The 21,457-nt window shown below is 48.1% G+C and carries 17 protein-coding genes; 8 read left to right on the top strand and 9 right to left on the bottom strand.

Annotated elements, in window-relative coordinates; genetic code table 11:
- Window positions 1-10 precede the first annotated feature (10 nt).
- The 5 genes from PPG34_RS01680 to PPG34_RS01660 form a co-directional block, all read right to left on the bottom strand.
- Window positions 11-469, bottom strand: a complete 459-nt coding sequence (locus PPG34_RS01680; protein WP_313831398.1) for a DUF2846 domain-containing protein — start codon at window positions 467-469, stop codon at window positions 11-13.
- A gap of 5 nt (window positions 470-474) precedes the next feature.
- Window positions 475-795: an MGMT family protein gene (locus tag PPG34_RS01675; RefSeq protein WP_313831397.1), complete on the bottom strand. Its 321-nt coding sequence runs from the start codon at window positions 793-795 to the stop codon at window positions 475-477.
- A 37-nt stretch (window positions 796-832) separates the two neighbouring features.
- A complete protein-coding gene (locus PPG34_RS01670) occupies window positions 833-3,892 on the bottom strand; it encodes a basic helix-loop-helix domain-containing protein (protein WP_313831396.1) in 3,060 nt (1,019 codons plus the stop codon).
- Window positions 3,893-4,367: 475 nt separating this feature from the next.
- On the bottom strand, window positions 4,368-5,282 hold the full coding sequence (locus PPG34_RS01665; protein ID WP_313831395.1) for a glutaminase: 915 nt from the start codon (window positions 5,280-5,282) through the stop codon (window positions 4,368-4,370).
- A gap of 7 nt (window positions 5,283-5,289) precedes the next feature.
- On the bottom strand, window positions 5,290-5,841 hold the full coding sequence (locus PPG34_RS01660; RefSeq protein ID WP_313831394.1) for a gamma-glutamylcyclotransferase family protein: 552 nt from the start codon (window positions 5,839-5,841) through the stop codon (window positions 5,290-5,292).
- Between the two features lie 138 nt (window positions 5,842-5,979).
- Between PPG34_RS01660 and PPG34_RS01655 the strand changes: the two genes are divergently transcribed.
- The 3 genes from PPG34_RS01655 to PPG34_RS01645 all read left to right on the top strand — a co-directional run bounded on the left by PPG34_RS01655 (window position 5,980) and on the right by PPG34_RS01645 (window position 7,897).
- Window positions 5,980-6,399, top strand: coding sequence for a secondary thiamine-phosphate synthase enzyme YjbQ (locus PPG34_RS01655; RefSeq protein ID WP_313831393.1), 420 nt, complete (start codon window positions 5,980-5,982; stop codon window positions 6,397-6,399).
- A 195-nt stretch (window positions 6,400-6,594) separates the two neighbouring features.
- Window positions 6,595-7,245 carry a DUF2238 domain-containing protein gene (locus tag PPG34_RS01650; protein WP_313831392.1) on the top strand — a complete coding sequence of 217 codons (651 nt, stop codon included), beginning with the start codon at window positions 6,595-6,597 and terminating at the stop codon, window positions 7,243-7,245.
- Between the two features lies 1 nt (window position 7,246).
- On the top strand, window positions 7,247-7,897 hold the full coding sequence (locus PPG34_RS01645) for a DUF2238 domain-containing protein (protein ID WP_313831391.1): 651 nt from the start codon (window positions 7,247-7,249) through the stop codon (window positions 7,895-7,897).
- Between the two features lie 81 nt (window positions 7,898-7,978).
- Here the strand turns inward: PPG34_RS01645 and PPG34_RS01640 are convergent, their stop codons facing one another.
- On the bottom strand, window positions 7,979-8,416 hold the full coding sequence (locus PPG34_RS01640; protein WP_313831390.1) for a hypothetical protein: 438 nt from the start codon (window positions 8,414-8,416) through the stop codon (window positions 7,979-7,981).
- A 479-nt stretch (window positions 8,417-8,895) separates the two neighbouring features.
- On the opposite strand from PPG34_RS01640, the gene PPG34_RS01635 reads away from it, so the two are divergent.
- The gene (locus PPG34_RS01635; RefSeq protein ID WP_313831389.1) at window positions 8,896-10,212 is read left to right on the top strand and encodes an ABC transporter substrate-binding protein; all 1,317 of its coding nucleotides are present in this window, start codon (window positions 8,896-8,898) and stop codon (window positions 10,210-10,212) included.
- A gap of 108 nt (window positions 10,213-10,320) precedes the next feature.
- Here PPG34_RS01635 and PPG34_RS01630 read toward each other — a convergent pair whose 3' ends face one another.
- Together PPG34_RS01630 and PPG34_RS01625 are read right to left on the bottom strand one after the other, a co-directional pair.
- Window positions 10,321-12,279 carry a response regulator gene (locus tag PPG34_RS01630; RefSeq protein WP_313831388.1) on the bottom strand — a complete coding sequence of 653 codons (1,959 nt, stop codon included), beginning with the start codon at window positions 12,277-12,279 and terminating at the stop codon, window positions 10,321-10,323.
- Entirely contained in the window at window positions 12,263-15,328 is a 3,066-nt protein-coding gene (locus tag PPG34_RS01625) for a PAS domain S-box protein (RefSeq protein WP_313831387.1), read from the bottom strand. Before PPG34_RS01625 ends, PPG34_RS01630 begins: the two co-directional genes overlap by 17 nt.
- A gap of 1,287 nt (window positions 15,329-16,615) precedes the next feature.
- Here PPG34_RS01625 and PPG34_RS01620 point away from each other — a divergent pair.
- The 4 genes from PPG34_RS01620 (at window position 16,616) to PPG34_RS01605 (ending at window position 20,175) form a co-directional block, all read left to right on the top strand.
- Window positions 16,616-17,512 (top strand): carbohydrate ABC transporter permease, encoded by an 897-nt coding sequence (locus PPG34_RS01620; RefSeq protein ID WP_313831386.1) that lies wholly within the window; start codon window positions 16,616-16,618, stop codon window positions 17,510-17,512.
- The gene (locus PPG34_RS01615; protein WP_313831385.1) at window positions 17,509-18,336 is read left to right on the top strand and encodes a carbohydrate ABC transporter permease; all 828 of its coding nucleotides are present in this window, start codon (window positions 17,509-17,511) and stop codon (window positions 18,334-18,336) included. The genes PPG34_RS01620 and PPG34_RS01615 overlap by 4 nt, the downstream gene beginning before the upstream one ends.
- Window positions 18,336-19,436 carry an ABC transporter ATP-binding protein gene (locus PPG34_RS01610; protein ID WP_313831384.1) on the top strand — a complete coding sequence of 367 codons (1,101 nt, stop codon included), beginning with the start codon at window positions 18,336-18,338 and terminating at the stop codon, window positions 19,434-19,436. Before PPG34_RS01615 ends, PPG34_RS01610 begins: the two co-directional genes overlap by 1 nt.
- Window positions 19,437-19,596: 160 nt before the next feature.
- Window positions 19,597-20,175, top strand: a complete 579-nt coding sequence (locus PPG34_RS01605; protein WP_313831383.1) for a hypothetical protein — start codon at window positions 19,597-19,599, stop codon at window positions 20,173-20,175.
- On the opposite strand, the gene PPG34_RS01600 is transcribed toward PPG34_RS01605, so the two are convergent.
- A complete protein-coding gene (locus PPG34_RS01600) occupies window positions 20,153-21,346 on the bottom strand; it encodes an SGNH/GDSL hydrolase family protein (protein WP_313831382.1) in 1,194 nt (397 codons plus the stop codon). The genes PPG34_RS01605 and PPG34_RS01600 overlap by 23 nt on opposite strands.
- Window positions 21,347-21,457 lie beyond the last annotated feature (111 nt).

Here is a 21,457-nt window from a genome sequence, read left to right as displayed (position 1 = left end):
AGGCTAATACTTATTCCTGATAGGGTTGCAATAATTTGAGTCCATACAATTGGTCAAGCGCCCGTTGTTCATCTTCTACATAGACACCTTCGGGAAAGCGAATGTAATATCGTTGTCCGCCTTTGGCTCCAAAACTTTCCACCTCGACAAATCCCTCCCATAGGCCAATATGAGCGCTTGGGGACAACAGACCAAAAGTTGAAACCAATTTGCGGGTAATGGAAATCCGGCCGGGCGGGATGGTCATCACAAAATAACTACCAGGCTCTACCTCGGCCACAATTTTTTCATTCACCGCAACCAGGTTATGTTCCCCATCAGACAAAAGCGCTGAAGGTTCATAAATGTACAACAAGGCGTTTCCAGCATCTGGCGACGCTGGTTGAAATTGCGGCCCGGCACAGCTCTGCATCAGGACCAGCAAGGTCACAAGGATACCATGTCGAAAAACGGTCGAAACATGTTGCATTTCAATCACCTTCTTGTTCTTGGTTTCCAACAAAATTGAGCCAGAGATACACGCCCCCGCCCATCAAACTCAAGGCCTTCACCTTCAAGCAACCTCCGCTGAAGCTTTTCACATCCTGGTTGCGACCGTTGGCTGATTTCTCCTTTGGCGTTAATCACCCGATGCCAGGGAATTGAGTGAACTCTCCGTAGCGCATTGAGGGCATAGCCAACTTGCCGAGGTTGCCCGGGAAGTCCCGCAAGGTCCGCAATCTGCCCATAGGTCGCCACACATCCACGCGGGATCTTTTTCACAACACCGTAGATCGTTTCATAGGTAGATGCCATGCGGATTATCCAGTAACGGTTGGGCTTTCTACCAAACTTAAAAAGCGGTGGAGAGATATTCCGCCAGAAGAATAAACCCATACCCGCCCGAGGGTAACGCGATCGCTCCCACAATTGGGTGCGCGGCAAGGGGCATGAATGCTCCCTTTCGGTTATGCTTGATGGCCTCGATTGCCCGCTCAATATGACGCTTGGATTCTTTTTCAACCGGAACTTGATCGTTCAACGGAAGTAACCGTGCATTCAATTGATCAAGGGACACTCGTCTTGCCTGCTCTGCTGACCGACGTAACGCTACTCCGTTTCCGAAGGCATACGCGATATTCAAAAAAATTAGAATGGCAAGGCCTACAGGAAGATCCCAATGATCAAAATACGGATGTCGGGCCACAGCCATGAGAAAGACAATCACAAAGGGATAATAGATGAGGTGGCCAATCACCGCCGTCCGTTCCGCGATAAAATCGATGCACAGCCATTCGTGCACACATGTTCTATCGACTCCTCGCTTCCGGGCTTCGTGTTCCAAAAATTCTTTCGGCCATTGGATCGATCCTACGACAAGATGTTTGATCAATCGCCGACACAAACGCGTCGCATCTACCACAAAGAAAATCAATAATACCATTCCCAAGACACTGAAAATCAGAAACATTGTATTTATGGAAAAGCAGGCAGGCCCACGACAAGGAGTATGGGGTGGACCAAAATACAGCATTAATAACCCGCCAAACAGAAGGTAGAGGAGAGATTGCAGGAAATAGCGCAACCATCGATTATCCCAGCGTCCCAACCGCATATAGTCCAGCCATAATTGTTGAATCGTCCTTGGCTTTGCCACTTCTGGACACCACCCATGAATCCCAATGAACCGGGAATACCACGGCCCTTGCGGACAATCCTTAGACAATTCGGGTAAGGGAAATTTATCACGCAACTGGATTTCATTATTGCGCAAACTCCATCCCGCATAGATAAAAAATCCTCCACTTAATAAAAATGCGAGAAGGCGAAGAGCTTGCGTTGGCCAAACGCTAATGCCTTCGGTCACCACAAACGGTTCGCCCTCTGCCCCATCGCTCATGGCCCATAAATCTAAACCTATTGCCATGGCAATGGCGATTACTGTCGTCAACCAAAACGACCAACTCGTCACAAGGCCAATAAACGCTGTCCACACTTGGCTACTTAAGAGCATGAAACATAAAAAAATGAGTGCACAGGCCCCAGCAATCGTGAGGAGAGTAAAAACACTCATAGAGGAGGGATGGCCTGTGTCTGGATCCAGATCGGTCCGCTCTGGATGAAGACCCGGAGGCGCATTGGGGGCATCCAAGGCACTCAAATCAAAGGGGCCGTGACGGCCAATTTCATAAACCCGCGGAGGAACATCCGTGATGACTTTTCGCTTGTCTTTCGCCTTAAGGGCTTGCAAGACCGTAAAGAAAAAAGCCGTTTGATAACTATCCCGAAACGGTGGAATGGGCTCTTGAAGGTGGCGCCGAAGTTCCAAACCAAAGTGAGAGGCAATCACCAAATTTCGTGTCCATGACCATTGTTGAGGATGTATCAATTGCGCATCGAGATCAGTCGTAAAAAAAATCGCCTGAGGGAAACTGTTGCGCACAGCCTGGAGAATCAACAGCTTGTCATACACATCACTGCCCAGTACGCCAATGGCCTTAAACCCTCCGGGAATATTCGCTTCGGCATCTTGCAAGGTCTTGACGAGCCGACGAATATAATCTAATTGCCCACGGCCTTCGGGAAGCTCCAAGCCCCTTGACAAACGACTCGTGTTGTCTCCCCCTTTATCTTTTGACGAACTCGCTTTTCCCCCTTTATCGCTATCCTTCGGAGGAAGCTCTCCGTCAAGACCACCTAAATAGGAAAAATGATGTGCCCAGGTCGGCCAAATATCTCGACGAAGCGTATTGATATGGTCATCCAATTGCGGACTCGGTTTTCCACTTCCTTGATTTTGAGCCACAGCCACGAAAGTACGAGGTAACACACGACCGTACAACGAATCCCATTCGGAGATCAGAGCCACATGATGAGGACATTGTGAATCCGAACATGACTCAGTGAGATTGACGTTCCGAAGCGATAATTCCTTCACCAACTGTTCCGCCAACATCGTATCCGTGCCAATGGTCCGATAGAAGGGAATATGGGCCTTATTAAAAATTTTCTCTACTTTACCCGGTGCCAACGGCAAGGACCGTACAGATTCAATGATCGGTTGTTGGCTTTCCAATATACGGGATTCACCAGGAGGATCACCGATTAAAAAGATGTCGTCCGCGGTGGCCCAGGAAGAGAAGATTTCAACATTGTGTAATATTTCATAGTCATCCGGAAATTGATCGGCCTCTTTGACCATTGCCGATAACCCACCCGACCCTCGAGGCCCAAGAATCCGAAATTGATGCTCGACCTGGTTAAAATTTTTTTTCAGATCCTTGATGAGTTGAGTCAATCCCGCCAAGGGCTTTTCACTAAAATCTTGCCCCTTGAGCCACAGAATTAACACCGGTGGTGCCATAGGCCCCAGACTCGGTTTGGGTTTGTACCATTCCACCGGAACAATCAACGGCGCACAGGATGACTTTACGCAGGGTTGCCTTTTCCACCTAAAAAACCGAACGTATTGCGACGCCTCGGGAAGATATTCTGACGCCCCCAGAGCAGAGACCAGCGCATATCGATGACGCAATCGTGTTTCTACTCCCTTGGAATAAGGATTTCCATCCGTCATGACGGGCAGGATGAGAAATGAAGGATTTTCTGGCGCAAGACGATGAATCACATGGGCTAAATCCTCTAACGCATGATGGCCTTCATGCGAAACATTATTTTCCTTGGCCTGCTGCCGTTCTTTGACCAAATGGTCATCCACGGCTTCGAACGGATCCTGCCAGAGCCGGGATTGCACACGGTCATCGCCAACAAGCACAAGGTTATCGGCTTCCTTCCCGATGGGCCGTGAGGTTTTCAAGGGGATCTGTGAAACGAGAAGACCGCTTACCACCGCCACCAACGCCAACATGCTGGTGAGTGGCAATTTGGGTTTCTCTTCCTGCTGATCAGGCATGAGACCACAGTCCTTTCTAGTTAAAAGACGCGACCTGAGCCAGGAAGACAGTGAAAAATAAAATCATGCGGGAAGTTCTTCGGTCGGAAGGTCGCACTCACATGCCATCCATGGCGATCAATGAAAGAATCCTCTGATTCCTTATACTAGGTCCCACTAAGTGGGCGCCAGTATAACCTTCTTGATAAGTCCTGCCAATAATTTAAAGATACAATTTCGGTGCCAATATAACAGTGCAATTCTCTAGACCCTCTCCTGCTGCGTAAAACCAGTCATACAAGGAGAAAAACTCTCGCAGGCGACCAACAGACTATGGTGTATCCATTCACCATGCACGAATGCTGTACATGAACAGATACACGAGAGTATCCGATCAGATACACCGAGAAACCATCACGATAATTCGGAGATGCTAATCCTAAGAAAAAACAGAGGAAGGAGAAAACCCGAATCCTATAGGCAGGAAACAGGCCGGTTAAAATATGGAAGCTTTCGTGCGAGTCGTTAAAAATTCAAGAATTCTCATACCCTTATACGAGTTCCCTTTCGCATTCAACTTGGGGCTCCACACCGCAATACTATAGTGCCCAGGATAAATGGCAATAATTCCACCACCCACGCCACTCTTTCCTGGCAACCCCACTTTAAAGGAAAACTCCCCGGCCTCGTCATAAAATCCGCAAAGTTGCATGATGGCATTTATTCGTTTGGATTTACTTTCACTCACCACGCGTTTCTCGGCAAACGGATTCACGCCGTTATTCGCCAGAAACAACAATCCCTGTGCCAGTTCCTGACAAGTCATCTCAATGGAGCAGAGATGAAAATACACGTCCAGCACCACATCGATATCATTGTGAATATTGCTATAGGCCTTCATCAGATTAATCAACGCCGCATTGGTAAAGCTGGTTAACTTTTCTGATTCGGCAACTCTGGAACAATACTCGATTGCAGGATTACCCGAAACCCCTCGAACAAAATCAAGGATTTCCCGTTTCGGATGCTCTAATCGGCTGACCAAAATATCACAAATGACTAGCGCCCCAGCATTAATAAACGGATTACGCGGAATTCCCTTTTCATATTCCAATTGCACCAGAGAATTAAAAGGTGTCCCTGACGGTTCCACTCCCACTCTCTCCCATAATCGATCATCTTCTAATCCAAAAGCTAGAACCAGGGAGAACACCTTGGCGATACTTTGAATCGAGAATTTTTCATTGGAATCACCCAAATAAAAATTCTGACCATCGATGGTGGTGAGATGGATACCAAATTTGTTGGGATCGACATTTTGCAACTCCGGAATATAAGAAGGCACTTTACCGTGATCCTCGATATAATCGACTTCTGCAGCCATTTCTGAAAACACTTTTTGATAGTCCATAGTGAACTTACAAGGAAGAATGTTGAATGTGATTGACCAAACTCATCCATTTCTCATGGCGCTGAACGTCGGGGTCTTCTATATGCGGAACTTGTCGAATTCGTTCGACATAGTCCGAAGGGAATTGATGATGCCCACAACCAACAAGCACCAACTCCTTATACCAACCATACGGGCGAAGGTGAGGATCAACATGAGACTCATGGGCTACATACCAGAAACAAGTACCAAACCCTGGGACATGAATTTCTTGTTCAACGTAACCGATACCCGCATGTTCAAACTGATCAAGAATTGGCTTTTCAGCAGGAAGCATCTCATAAACAGCGACATGAAGAATTTCTGAGCTGGGAACAACGCTACATTTACTCGACCCATCCGGACTTCGCTTTTCAAATCGCAATCCCCATCCCTCCAATACCGCACTACCGCGCAGACAGGCAGACGGAACGCGTTCCCGCAATCGGTCAGGATGCAAGTTGGAGCCATAGGCAGCATAGAGCATAATTACGACCAATACCGACAACCAATCCCAAAAACTCTCTTCGTAGAATAGCATGATCCTATAGACAATCCCACTCAGAGATCATTCGGTTGAACCCGCAACACCAATACGAACCCTCCCGTCCATAAAGACTCAACCCTTTTTAAGGGTCCGGGGTTTCCCTGCCATTGAACGATACGCTATGCTGGATTCATGCGCGAAACCATTACCGTAAAAACGACACAACGTGAAGAACTCATTGATATCACCACAGCCGTTCGTTCGATGGTCGAACATAGCCACATACAGAATGGGATCGCCCAAGTCTACGTTCAGGGTGCAACGGCAGCAATCATGATTCAAGAAAATTGGGATGACAGCGTGCAACAGGATGTTGTCAACTTTTTGCGGAACCTTATTCCCAAAGGCGTGTGGCTCCACGATGCACAAGATGGCAATGGAGATGCGCACCTTAAAGCTGGGCTGGTGGGTCCATCAGAAACCATTCCGGTTATCGATGGGCAATTAGGATTGTCCCGCTGGCAGAACATCTTCCTCTGTGAATTCGACGGCCCCCGCACCGAGCGTCGAATAGTCTGTACCCTCATCCGCGATCAGGACAATGAAATGTAACCATTTCATCTACAATATGGGCTCATACAAAGCACATGAAAAAACGATCTAACACAAAAACCCATCGTTCACCCGTAAAATTAGCAGAACCCTGCGGGCCTAATTCTAAGCTATCCCCACCATCCTGAGTCTTGCGCCACGACAAGCTGCCTTGTACAGTATTTGGGATCATCCGGAATTATTGAAAGCTCTGTCATGGGTAATAACACATTATTGTTGAAGGGTCTGCTCGTTTGGTACGTCCTGCTCTCGGTGTGGACCGCATACATGCCGGCAGATCCGGAATTTTGGCTATACTCTAGCATTCTCCCTACACTCCTCGTAGGAAGCCTCATTGCCACACGCCGGATGCTGCCGCTTTCGGTGGCCTCGTATGTCTTGATTGCCCTCTTTCTGACCCTCCATTCAATCGGCGCGCACTACACCTACGCACAGGTTCCGCTGGGGTCCTGGCTAGATCAGGGTTTGGATCTCGGGCGCAATCACTTTGATCGCATCGTGCACTTTAGCTTTGGGTTTCTCCTGGCCTATCCTATCGAAGAGGCGTTTCGATTTGTCGCTCATGTGCGCGGTTGGGTGGTGTACTATCTGCCGGTGATCACGGTCCTAGGATTGAGCGCCTTGTGGGAAATCATCGAAGCCTGGGCGACCCAAGCCTTACATCCGGAACTCGGCATCACCTACCTTGGGTCTCAGGGAGATATCTGGGATGCACAACACGACATGGAAGCCGCCCTTTACGGTTCATTACTCTGCATGATGCTCCTCCTCGGAAGTCGCTTCTTCCGTAAATTATCGTCCCGCCCAACCCTGCCGGCCGATACCACGGCACAACATCCCTTCTGATATGGCAGCCATCGGCGCCTCTCACAACAACAAGTTGAGGACCAGATCACGCCTTCCGCATATGCTGCTGGCCTGGTACCTGTTGTGCTGGATCGTGACAGCCATTGACCCGGTCGACCGGAAAGATTGGATGCTGGAAAATATTCTAGCCATCGCCCTGGTCGTTGGGCTAGTCGTGAGTTACCGCCGGTTTAATTTTTCCAACCTATCCTATGTACTCCTGGCCCTGTTTATGACCCTTCATGCCATCGGCGCACATTACACCTATGCCCAAGTGCCAGCAGGATTCTGGTTGCAAGATGTGTTTCATCTCAGCCGTAACCCCTTCGACCGCATCGCGCACTTTTCCTACGGGCTTCTTCTCGTCTTGCCAATTCGTGAACTGCTCGTTCGTTTTGGGGGAGTGCAAGGCCCCTGGGCTTACGGCCTGGCGGTGTGTGTCATACTCGCAAAGAGCGGATTGTTCGAAGTACTGGAATCGATTGTGGCCGAAATGGTGAGCCCTGAATTAGGTTCGGCCTACCTCGGCATGCAGGGTGATGAATGGGACGCGCAGAAAGACATGGCCTGTGCCCTAGCCGGGGCCATACTTACGACAGGGTTCGTGTTGGCCTTCGCGAAAATCAAACCGACATGGCATCACTCGCCATAGCAAACCCATTACCGGGTAAAAAAATTCCGAGGAAGAAAAGGCCCAGGCTTCAAATTGTGGATCGGGAAGAAGAAGGAGCACTTAACCAAAACCTTCCCGCCTTCTTCTCAAAAGTTCGAATTGCTCTTTATTCAGTAGCAACCGGTGCTTCTCAATATTATTCAATCTATAAAGTTTCCAAATGAGGTCGTTTCCACCTTTATATGGTTTCAGGCCGTCTATAGCGTCAAACGTAGCTTGGGCTGCACCTGCAATTTTTCCTGATTTCTTCTGACGATATTTAGAGGCATCATCCGAAATCGGAAAATAGATCCAATTTGGATTAGGTGGATTGTCCCCCGTATCACTACAAACAAGCTGATATGCAAGATGATCTAGTGCACTCATTAAGTTTTGAATTGCATCCCCGGCAACTAGGGGTATGGCTTCAGGAATAGTTTCGACACTTGATACGTAGTAAATTATTTTTTTTTGTATCTGGATCGACTTTAGTGGCAACTTTATAAGGGCTAGCGCCAAAGAATTCGTTTATCTGCCGATTGAGTTCAGCGGCGTGTTCCTTAGCGCGTTCAATCTTTAGCGTTACGTGTTTTAGTCGATCATCTACCGTCGGCATTAGTTTGCTTTGTGTGTCGAGTGTGCAAATGTACTTCCAGAATATTGCTTTATCTACTTTTTTCGCCTAACTATAGATTATCTGGTTCTGTATAAGCTCCCACATGAGGGGTTCTGCAGTATAAGCCGTTTGAAATTGCGACACAATAAAACAGCGTACCCTATTGTCCAAGAAAGCCTTTGTGGTCTTACCACGCAGTGTCCGTCTTTTTCTAAGATCTTATAGTGCTACGTATAAACCCCTAACTTCGCCTGAGTGGCCTTGAACAGGCAGATATCCTCACAAAAGAGGGGGACAGTTAATATAACTTGTTGCTCCCAGGGTGGGCCTGTGGTACACGACCACAAGACTTAATGAAAACTTTTATAACGCGACTCTTTCCATGAAACAGAATACCGTAAGAAGGTTTCTTTCCTCACTATTTCTGACATGCCATGTCATTTTTTGGTTCGTATGCACTAGCTTTGCCCAAGTTACGAATACCGATGCGGTTATTCTTCATTTCGTCACGATGAAGGCCGACAACCCTAAGGTTTGGGATGAAGCCATTGCGCGGTTTGAACAAGCTCATCCGAATATAAAAATTGAACGGGAGATTGCTCCGCATTCTTCTACTGCGTATCACGACTTGCTGACGCAAAAGCTGAAGAATCGAGATCGGTCCATGGATTTGTTTTTCATGGATGTGATTTGGCCATCGGAGTTTGCGGCGGCGGGTTGGGCTTTGCGTTTGGATGAGTATTTCACTTCCCCAGAACGCAGCCACTTCTTGAACGCCACCATTGAAGCGGGAACGTATCAAGGACATGTCTATGGCGTACCTTCTCGGATTGATAGCGGAATGCTCTACTATCGAAAGGACCTGTTGGCAAAGTATGGGTTTTCGCCACCCGTCACGTGGGAGGAGTTGGTGCGACAGGCAAAGACAATTTTGGACGGTGAGCGGGCGAGGCAACCGGCATTGCGAGGTTATAGCGGGCAGTTCAAACAATATGAAGGATTAGTGTGTGACATGTTGGAGTTTGTGGGCAGTCACAATAGTTCTTTTCTATCTAAAGATAGTACTCGCTCTAATTTGGCCTCAACGGAAACCACCAAAGCGGTACAGTTTGTGCGAGAACAGATTATTCAACAGCTTGCAACACCTGCGGTACTCACCTATCAAGAGCCTGAATCTCTGGCGGTATTTGTTCAGGGGAAAGCAGTGTTTCATCGCAACTGGCCGTATGCCTGGGGATTAGCGAGTGATCCACGTCACTCAAAGATTGTCGGCAACGTTAGCGTGACGGTGCTCCCGCATTTTCAAAATGGCAGGAGCGTATCAGCGTTAGGAGGATGGTTATATGGCATTAGTGCTTACTCGCAACACCCTGATGAAGCCTGGACGTTTATCGAATTTATGACGAGTGTGAAGATGCAAAAGTATTTTGCGCTTCATGCGTCGTTGGCGCCTTCGCGGATTTCGTTGTATTCCGATCCAGAGATACTTCAGGCGAATCCTCAGTACGAGGATTTATTTCCAGTATTTCAAACCGCGCGACCTCGGCCACGTACGCCGGTGTATCCGATGGTGTCTCACATTCTGCAGCGGTATTTTAGTCGCGTGTTGGCGTTTCCTGAGACGGATATTATGGAAGAGGCCAAAGAGGCGGATCGGCAGATTAATCGGTTTTTGAAATTGGTAAAGGAGGAGAACTAACTTTTAACGATGTTATGATTACCAAATAGGGAACACATTTCTCTGGATTTTCTCTTTTCTTATTTTTCACTCCATCCGGGAAGCTCAAGTTTCGATATTTCCCCCCACTCACTGATTCAGGATTTCGCGAACTTTTTTAGCAAGCATCTCTAGCGTAAACGGTTTTTGCAGCAGTGCTGCTTCGCCTTTTAGCACGCCATGCCGCAAGATTTTATCATCGGTGTATCCTGATATATACAACCAACGAACCTTAGGGTTTATCAGATGCACCCGTTCGGCAACCTCACGGCCGCTCATGACTGGCATTACCACATCCGTCACGACCATTTGAATGTTATCAGCATGTTCTGTGAAAAGCCGTACCGCCTCTTCCCCATTCTTGGCATCGAACACCGTGTACCCATGCAGGCATAACCCTGAAACAATAAGCGACCGCACCGAATCGTCATCTTCCACCACTAATATTGTTTCGGTCCCGGACAAAGACATTTCATCATCAAGGCTCTCTCCTCTTTTTTTGGGAACAACCGATGGCATGGCAGGAAAGTACAATGTAAACGTTGTCCCCTTCCCGATTTCGGTGGAAAAGGATATGAACCCGCCAGATTGCTTAACAATTCCATACACCGAAGCAAGTCCAAGCCCCGTCCCCTCCCCTGGTTGTTTGGTTGTCGTAAAGGGTTCAAAGATATGTTCCTGTGTTTCTTGATCAATGCCGGTGCCGGTGTCACATACCGATAGGCGCACATAAGGGCCAGCTGGAATTTCCAGCCCAGCCTCATCGACTTCTTCCATAACCTCGATATTTGAGGTCTCCACGATGATTTGTCCTCCATTCGGCATGGCATCCCGTGCGTTAGCCGTAAGGTTAAGGATCACTTGTTCTATTTGACCTGGGTCCGCCCAAATAGCCCACAGATCGGGACCGGAAGTGATCGTCAAAATCATATCCTCACCAATGAGCCGTTCCACCATGCGGGAAATATTGGTGATTAATTCGTCAAGTTGAAGCGTGACGGGATGAAGAACTTGCTTGCAACTGAATGCCAATAATTGACGGGTTAGGCTCGAGGCACGATCTCCTGATTTCCGAATTTCCTTGACCAACGTCCGCGACCGCCCATCTAAGCTATCTCTGGAAAGGAGAAGGTCGGCAAATCCGTTGATGACGGTAATCAAGTTATTGAAGTCGTGAGCGACGCCTCCCGCCAATTGCCCAATGGCTTCAAGCTTTTGCGCTTGTCGCAACTGATCCTCTGCCTTTCTGAGGGCATCTTGGGCGAGCCGGTGCTGGCGAATATCCCGAAAGGCTACCACGGCTCCAAGGAGTTTCCCCTTTTCATCAATGATCGGGGCCGCGGAATCATCGATGGGTATCAGTTCCTGGTTTCGCATAATCATTTCAACTGGCTCATTCAATGTCACCTTTTGATTCAGCCGCATGGCCCTGAGCGCAGGATTTTCGAATTTTTCTTGGGAATTCTCTACGAGAAGGGGGAAGACTTCATCAATGGTACGTCCACGGGCATCGGCAAACCGCCATTGTGTGAGAGCTTCAGCGACATGATTCATAAATGTCACCCGCCCTTCCGGATCGGTCGCAATGACGCCATCTCCAATACTGGCCAGCGTGGCGGCATAGCGCTGTTCGCTTTCCTTAAGACGTTTTTCCAAGCCATAGCGGTGAAGCGACATTTCAATAGCGACTACGAGTTCACGCTCGTTAAACGGCTTCACGACGAATCCAAAGGGTTCGGTTCCTTTGGCACGTTGCAGCGTGTCCTGATCGGAATGCGCCGTCAAAAAGATGACTGGCCCACGCATGGTTGGGCGAATCGCCTCGGCGGTTTGAATTCCATCCAGACGACCTTTCAACCGAATATCCATCAAGACCAATTCGGGATGATCCTGTTCTACCACTTGAATGGCTCGTTCACCGGAGTCAACCACATCCACGATACGCAGCCCATTTTGTGTCAACCGTTCTCGGAGTTCCTCCGCTATGAGAATCTCGTCTTCCACCACCAACACTCGCAGATCTTTCAAGGCTTCAGAGTTTCGAACCATTGGACACCTCCACTTCTAACTGTGCTTTTGTTCCGGGATTACCATGAAGGAATTGCAACACAGCATCCAGTTGCGTCGCCAGTGAATTCACCAAACGCATTCCCAGCGAGCGGCTGGTCGTCAAGGTGGGTTCATCGGGTAACCCGACCCCATCATCGACTACCCGCAACACTATTCTGTTTTCCGCGATTCGTTTCAAGGTTATCTGAATAACTCCCGACCTCCCCTTGGGAAAGGCATGTTTAAGTGCATTCGAGATGAGTTCTGTCAAAATCAAACCACACGGGATAGCTTGATCAATATCCAGGGAAATATTTTCTAGGTCGAGCTTGAGTTGAATCGCATCTGGATCCAAAGAATAATTTCGGAAGAGATGCATAGCCAATTCTTCTGCATACTCCGCAAAATTCACGCTCGCCAAGTCATCCGACCCATAGAGCCGCTCATGTACCAAAGCCATTGATCGAACCCGGTCCTGACAGTCTTGTAATATTCGTCGGACTTCTTGGCTCTGAGTGGTTGTCGATTGCAAATAAAACAGGCTCCCAATGACCGCAAGATTATTTTTCACGCGATGGTGGACTTCCTTTAGCAGGACTTCCTTTTCTTGCAGGGAATCAAGGAGACGTTTACCAGCCTGTACACGTTCGGTAATATCCACGATGGACACAAGGACAAAAGTGCCTTGGTCCATGGTGACCGGATTCAGTCCAATTTCCGTGGGAAATTCTGACCCGTCCTTCCGAAGCCCAAATAGGTCGCGCCCTTTTCCCATTTGTCGCGTAGACGGCATTCGGAAAAAACCCTCGCGCTGCTCAGAATGCAAGGTTCGAAACCGTTGTGGCACCAGCATTTCTACTAAATGACCGACCATTTCATCCCTGGTATATCCGAACAATTCTTCGGTCTGCTTATTAACCAATGTCATTATTCCATCGGCGTCAACCAAAAGAATGGCACTCGGAGAGGCTTCGAATACTAACCGAAAGCGCTCCTCAGCCTGTTTACGTTCAGTGATATCGACCACGGAGGCAAGAACAAACAATCCCTGATCGGTCCTGACGGGATTCAAACCAATTTCAATCGCACATTCCGAACCATCCTTTCGCCGCCCGTAAAGATCTCTCCCCGCTCCCATGGCTCGTGGTTTTGGGTTGCCGAAGAATGTTGTGCGCTCTCCAGGATGGATATCACGAAATCGGTTAGGCACAAGCATTTCAACGGGTTGTCCGAGTAGCTCCGTCCGAGAATATCCAAACAGGGTTTCCATCCGGTGGTTGGACACCGTAATTTTTCCATCGGGATTGACCATCAGCAATCCATTAGGAGAAGATTCCACGATAGTCTTGAACAACTCCTCCTGGCGGAAACGATCGATGCCCAAGGTCAATCGGTCCATCACCCGTTCTAACCCATGCAATGTCACGGCGGAAAACGACTGCCGGGCAAATAGGACCACGACTCCAAGCACCCGCTCCCCTAACATCAACGGATAACCAGCAAACGCGACCAAATTGTCCTGCTTGGCCCAATGTTGATTTACAATACCCGGATCTCCAATAATGGTGTTGGTCCAATAAGAAGTACGTTCAGTCGCAATCCGCTCCGCCTCTTCATGGCCCAAAGCCTTGACCTGGGGTACTCCTTCCAATTGGGAATCCCAACCGGCCCTCGCCTGAAACTCAAGACTTTGGTTCACCTCATTGACCAGCCAAATTCCGGTATATGCCACTTTTAGATGCAGCCCTAGAGCGTTGGTACAATCCTGCAGCATCACACCCATCCGGTCTGCCTGACTGATGGCTACAGCCATCTCCGATTCGAGGTCTGCTAATTTTGTACGATCCTCTATCTGCTCTACCATCGTATTAAAGGACTGTGCCAATTGACCAATCTCATCCTTTCCCTGCACGGGAATCCTAATTCCGGCTATTCCTTTTCCAACGTTAATTGCGGCTTGAGCAATTTCAAAGAGTGGGCGGGTCATTTTCCGCGAGAAGAACTGTGCAGCTAAAAACGCCAGGATTAACAGCCCGAGACCGACGGCAATAGTCTGATTTCGTAACGCCACGACCTGAGCGAGAGCATGCTCATAAGAATCCTCAACCATGACCCCGAGAAATCGCTGTTGATTCGGAGGATCTAAATAAGCCTTATGAATCCCTAGCACCTGCGAACCTTCTCTACTTTCCCAAACGAGTGGAGGGGACTGGGTATTCAAATTGCCAAATTGCCCGGCCACTTCAGGAAATTGGTCGGCTAGCTGATGGGATTGGCCGAATTCGAATCTGAACGTTTTCTCGGGATTAGGATGGACAAGAAACTCTCCATCTTCATTCACGATATAAAGCGTTTGAAAGGAGGGAAGACTGCTCGTTCTCTCGAGAAAAATAAGACCCATATTGACATTCACCACGATTAAACCAAACAGTTCGCCGGTGAATTCCGAAAAAACCGGAAGGCCAACCCGCATTACCGGAAGATACGGCGATTGAATCTGGTTATGCTGACGGGTGAGTGTTATCGGAGAAATATACGGAGCCGTGGATTCCTGCTGAGTGATCGTTTCTTGAAAATAGTCACGATGCTCTTTGGACTCCAGCTGAGAAGGGGGAACCACTAATATAGTACCGCCAACCCGTTCAACCTTCACGAGTTCCAATCCATGGTCCGCCACACCTATGAACCGAATCTGCAAATAGAGTGGTTTGGCCTTTAGCATTTCCACAAACAGACCGGCCAATTGTGCTTTCGATATCTCTCCATCCCTACTTCTCCGGTCTTTCGATTCCGTTGCACGAATAATCTCTTGTACGGGGGGCATATCTGACAGAAATCGTACGTCTTCACTCACTCGGTCAATGGAAGCCGTGAGGCGGACACTGGCTACCAGTGCCTCATTCCCCACCTCATCCAAAGTTTGAGTGACCAGTGCCGCATGAAAACTTTGATACGTCCACAAAAAGATGATGCTCCCCGTCACCAGGACGGACACGCCAACCAGAACCGCTAATTTTGTGGAAAATCCCCATTGGGCTTTTGTAAACATATTCCTATTCATTTCAACTTCCATTTGGGATTTAGGAAACTTTTGCCCTTTCGGTTTGGTGGATTTTCAGGCAGCCCACCAGAATCGTTCCAATTCTTGAAACCCGTGTCCACCTAGCACTCACCTAGAACACCGCTGCTCCCTCGGCACCCCAGCCACACTATTTCTCCCCACTTAGTTAATGACAGAAAATTGCCATGCCACCAGGAACCTGTCTCACCAGACAAACAGAAATCGGACCAATGATTTCACATCGGGTTTGTTGAATATCGGATTGTAAATTTGAGTTAAGGTAGGTGATTCGGTCCGTGAGGAAGGACGCGCACAGGAGCAAATCAATTAGTTTTCTTACAAGAGAACCAGTATTGCGGGTTACCACCAACCTCAGACAGCACCCATTTCTATTCGAATCTTTTCCAGCGGGGAAGGGTATTCCATTCACCATGGCCACGAAACGACTGTGTATCTCATGCATGGATCTTACCTTCTGGGAAAGAAGCTACGCGTTATTCGGATTGCACTCAGATCCTATTTAAAAGATCCCCTCTTGATTGACCTTGAGAATATCAGACCTCCGTGGATATCAATCTCAACTGACTAAACTCTTAAATTTGAAATTAGAAATGCCCCCACATAGATACAAATTAACCGTGGATTAATATACTTTACGAAGAAATCCGTATCTATATAACATAATGATTAATATAAAAAAATGCCCATTAATGACTTTTTTTCAACCTTTCAACCAAATGGAAATGTTAGCCATTTCTGTCGGCATTAGTAAATTATGGCATTCCCTCGACCTCTTAAATCTACTGGGTCAGACCAAGACATATTCCAAATTCCTGCGGTCTCAAGACTTCAGGAAGTTTCTACTTCCCTTGCAACTTTCTTGCTCCCGAAGGGTTCCTGTGATACAGGAGGGCTACAATCAACGAGCAAAATATTTTTCTAACTGGTGAGTGTGAAACACAGCGTTTTGTCACTACTTACCCTCCTCATTTTTTTCTTTCAATGGATACGCTGACCTAAATTTTCCTGGGGGAAAGAAGATCACGTTGAGGGTTAGTAAATTTATGAGTAGCGTGGAAATACAGAAAATTTTTAAAGTTCATCCCTCAATGCTTTCTTTGAAAATTGAACTCTTTTCCAATTTGAAAATTTTCCAACCAAACTATCAGTTTCATTTCAACGAAACCTCCAAGGAAAATTAAGTAAATGGGGTATTACAGCTTTTATCTGTCATACCTGTCTTTTTAAGCGGGTATCTCACATCTGTTTCTAATTATGACCAAGTTTTCTACAGATCAGACAACCGGTTGGGTCATGGTGTTTCCGACCTTGGCGGTGGTGGGGATTTTTTCGCTGTATCCGGCAGTGGACTCGTTTCTGTTGAGTTTACATCAGATTTACCTTGGGCTACCGAGTTTGGGGGAACCGTTTATTGGATTGGACAATTACGTCCAGCTTTTTCAAGATCCGGTGGCGCATCAGGCGTTTTTGGTAACATTGGGTTTTGTGGTTTTGTCTACCACGTTCGAATTGGTTCTTGGCCTTGGCATCGCCCTGGTGATCCATGAGCACTTTTCAGGGCGAGGCTGGGTACGGGCAGCAGTGTTGATTCCCTGGGCCATACCTACGGTCGTGGCTTCCCAGATGTGGCGGTTTTTGTTGAATGATCAATATGGCCTCGCCAACCTCCTGCTCTTTGGGGAGAGAGTAGAGTCGTACGTGCCTTGGCTGGCCGATCCGTGGATGGCGTTTGGCGCCATTGTCCTGGCTGATGTGTGGAAAACCTCTTCCTTCGCAGGGCTGCTGATACTCGCCGGGCTGCAAATCATTCCCGATGATGTGTATGACGCCGCGCGTATCGATGGCGCGACCGCCTGGCAACGTTTTTGGCACATCACCCTCCCCTTGCTGAAACCCGCCTTGCTCACCGCGCTGTTGTTTCGAACGATCGATGCGTTTCGTGTCTTTGACTTGGTCTTTGTTATGACCCAGGGTGGGCCGGGCGATGCCACGCAAGTGATTCAATTTTATGGATACAAAACACTCTTCACCGAAGGACGTGTGGGCTATGGGACGACGATCTCCGTCACCGTCTTTGTGGCCATTTTGATTCTCTCCTTGTTTTATGTGCGCACGGTTGGGTCGAAACTACTGGAGCAGGAACGAGCATGACCAAGTCATTGACAGAGCGCTTGCTGTTAATCGTTGGCATTGTCTCTGCCGTTTTCGGCAGCTTGTTGCCTTTTCTTTGGTTTGTGCTCACTTCATTGAAATCACAAATTCAAGTCGAAGCGATTCCCCCAACCTGGTGGCCTGATGGAAGTCTGGAATTTTATTATTCGGCTCTGATCGATCATCAACTTGTGGACTATATTGTGAACAGCGTGATTGTGGCGAGTGCAACCACGATTATCGCACTGTTGATCGCCACACCCGCAGCCTATGCCCTGGCACGCATTCGTTTGGCAGGAAAAGTCTGGGTTCTGGGTGGCCTTCTCTGCGTGGCCATGTTCCCACAAATTGTCATAGCAGGACCGGTGTGGCAGATCCTGGAACGCATAGGTGGGCTCAATACTCATTGGGGCTTGGTACTGCCCTACGTCACGTTAACGCTTCCTCTTTCGGTCTGGATTCTGGCGACCTTTTTCAAGGAGCTTCCACTGGAACTGGAAGAAGCGGCTCGGATCGATGGCTGTACGACATGGCAAGCGCTCTATAAAGTCATGCTACCTCTTGCTTCACCGGGAATCTTTACCGCTGCCATTCTCACCTTTATATATGCGTGGAATGAGTTTTTCTTTGCGCTGTTGATTTTGACCGATCCGGCCAAGCAAACACTTCCCGTTGGCATTGCGCTCTTCCAAGGCGAATTCACCATGCCTTGGGGAGAAATTGCCGCTGCATCCGTGGTGGCAACACTGCCTTTGATTATACTGGTTCTCCTGTTTCAACGAGGGATTATTAGTGGGTTGTCTTCAGGAGCGGTGAAAGGATAATGGCAGGCTTCGTACTTTCTCAGATTAGCAAATCGTTTGGAACGACGAACGTCCTGACCGACATTTCGCTGCAAGCGGCGGATGGCGAGTTTGTGGTGCTGCTTGGGCCATCAGGGTGCGGCAAGTCTACACTCCTTCGCATTATTGCTGGGCTTGAAGCCCAGACGAGCGGTTCGGTGAGTATCGGTGAACGTGTCGTGGATTCTTTGCCACCGCGTGACCGCGACATTGCCATGGTATTTCAGCAATATGCACTGTACCCGCATCTGACCGTGAGAGACAATTTGGCGTTTGGTCTAAAAATGCGAAAAGAGTCTCCCATGGTGATTGAAGAGCGGATTGCCGAGGCGGCCGAGCTATTGGAAATCCACGAACTACTCGACCGCAAGCCCAAGGAACTGTCCGGCGGTCAACGTCAACGCGTGGCCATGGGACGGGCCATTGTTCGCAAGCCGAAATTGTTTCTTTTTGACGAACCCCTTTCTAATCTCGATGCACGTCTGCGAGCTTCCATGCGCGTAGAGTTAAAAAAACTTCATCAGCGACTTGGAGTCACCATGGTGTACGTGACCCACGATCAGGTTGAGGCCATGACGTTAGGGCAGACGATCGTCATCATGGATCAAGGAATAATTCAGCAAATCGGGACACCGGATCAGATCTATCATCATTCCATCAATCCTTTCGTTGCCGCCTTTATTGGGAACCCGCCCATGAACCTGCTTTCAGGAAGCGTTCGCCTTGAAGGTCAAAAGCTAGAATTTCATGCCGGCGATTTTTCGTTAACCTTGGACACTCCCTCCCCACTCACCACTTCACTCCAATCTGATCAGGCCACCCTGGGCATTCGACCCGAAGATATTACATTCAATTTTCCTGGTGACCCTCATTTTTCCATGTCGAGTACTATCGATATGATAGAAAATCTTGGGGGAGATCATATTGTCTATCTTCTGGCACAAGGGCAGCACCTCACGGCACGAGCTTCCCCCACCCTTGGCCGACAGGCCGGCGATTCCATCACCGCCCATGTGCCACTCGCAAAGGTTCACTTATTTATTAACCAGGTTCGTATTCCCTTGGAGCTATTTCGATCATAAGCAGGAGAGATAGAATAGGGTTTTGTGATATGGGGTCCTCATGAATCGAAGAAACCACTTGATGTGTTATGGCTCGAGAATTTTTTCTGCGCTCCTATTTTCCTTTCTAATTTGGGTTCCATCTCTCCTTTATGCTGAGGCTCCATCAGGAATCCAACCTTTGCACGAACTTCAGGGCACCGATGCCCATTCCCTCATCAAAGACTTATCCATTCGCCCATTGTTAACAGCCACTGAACAAGAATCGTTTCTTTTTGAATTAGAACAACAGCCCCCACCGTGGGACCAATTACACGATCCTCCAGGAGAAGAACATGGGGCAAGACTTTTTGATTTGAATCGACATCGAGATGACCTGCGGGAAGGCAATCCACTTCTCAATCAACGGATTGCTTTTGTCTGGTCCGGCTTTCTCCACGAATTTCACGAAAAACATAACGGATATAAAGTCGTGATTGGCCCACATCCCACCCAAACTCGCTGGGGCATCGTTCGTTTTAAACCGACAGGGTTGCCCAATGAAATGGTGACCATTCCTTCGCCTCTTCTTGCGCCCGTCATCAAGGAGCACATTGCCAAAGGCCATCCACCTGAAATCGGCATCCTGTTTACCGGAACCCTCATTCCTTGGGAATCGATTATTTATGGGTTTTCACATGATGGGCTGGAACAAGGCATGATCATGCCAGTGGTGCAAATCGAGGCGGTACAATATTTCATTGAAGACCGGAGCGATTAGAAGCGCCTTCAGCCCCTGCTACCACGGCCTCCCCATCCAACGGGTTGGCTGGCTGCCAGCGCTCCAGAAATTTCTCGGTAATGAGCCGATGCCCTTCATCATTCCAATGAAGGTCCCCGGGAATGAAGTATTTACGTATGGCTTCTTTAGGATCTTGGCCCTCCTGTATGAAATCAGGAAAGAAATTAAGAAAAGGCACTGAATGTTCACGAGCCCAGGCTTGCCAAAACTTCACTTGCCGGGAATCTAGGTCATGATGAAGGATTTGATCAGGTTGCGGATATACGGCCACAGTCATGGTTATTCCATGATCTTTCAGTAACTGATAAAGAAGATTCATGTGCTGTCGGCTTCTTTGCAGCCCTTCCTCCCCATAGGCTTCATAAATCGAATCCTCAATCGTCCATAAACTTCTATAGGTATTGGTCCCATAACTGTGGTCCTCTTTCGAACGGGGATGCGAATCTGGATCTTTTACAAACTTTCGGCACAGCTTCTCGGACGTACTCCAAATATTTCTGGGAATCATTGTATATTCAAAGAAAAACCCGCGTAAGACGGATACTGAACTCGGAATGGCATTTGGGATCACTTGCCCATTTTCTAATTCATACCCAGTTTCATCATGGATATCGGAAATATCCAAAAACACCACCAGATCATCGAATTTCAAGCCCACGGTTTTTAAAAGATGGTTAACCTTGGCGTAATACATTATGGGCGAGTAGGAAGCGACACCGGCATTCAGCACTTCAATCTGCCGGTCGGCAAAGGCAATATCGATCCGCCCCACAAAAGTTTGGTCATACCCATACCCTACCCCTTCGGTGAAGGAGTCTCCAATAAAGAGAACCCGGCGCGAGGCAGATTCGAGGGGAACGTCACGGACTTGCCGATCTTTAAACCCCAAGGAATTGGTGATTAATATGTACTGCGTCCCACCCCATTTTTCCAAAGTATATTCAGCTTCAGGTTTGAGCGTATGATGAAAGACGGGATCTTTTATTCGCATGACACGGAGATATTCATATTTGTGAAGCGTACCATACTTCGCCAAATGGTAGATCCCAGTCCCGACCAAATCAAAAAATAAGGTGAAAAAGAGAACCGTCACAACAATTGTGGTTTTAGGATGTCGTCGAATCCAAGATTTTTGTGGAGAGGCACTCATGAATTTTTCACTCTTTTAGTGGTAGGCGGGCCGGTTGGAAAAATCTGGTCAAAGAGTAGGTGACGTCGTATTTCCTGTCAAACCGACCAAGACTACACCAGTCATTTCACG

This window comes from Candidatus Nitronereus thalassa, assembly GCF_032191465.1.
In the GTDB taxonomy this organism is placed as follows: domain Bacteria; phylum Nitrospirota; class Nitrospiria; order Nitrospirales; family UBA8639; genus Nitronereus; species Nitronereus thalassa.
The sequence above is the reverse complement of the archived record's forward strand: the minus strand, read 5'-3'. Positions and strand labels throughout refer to the sequence as shown.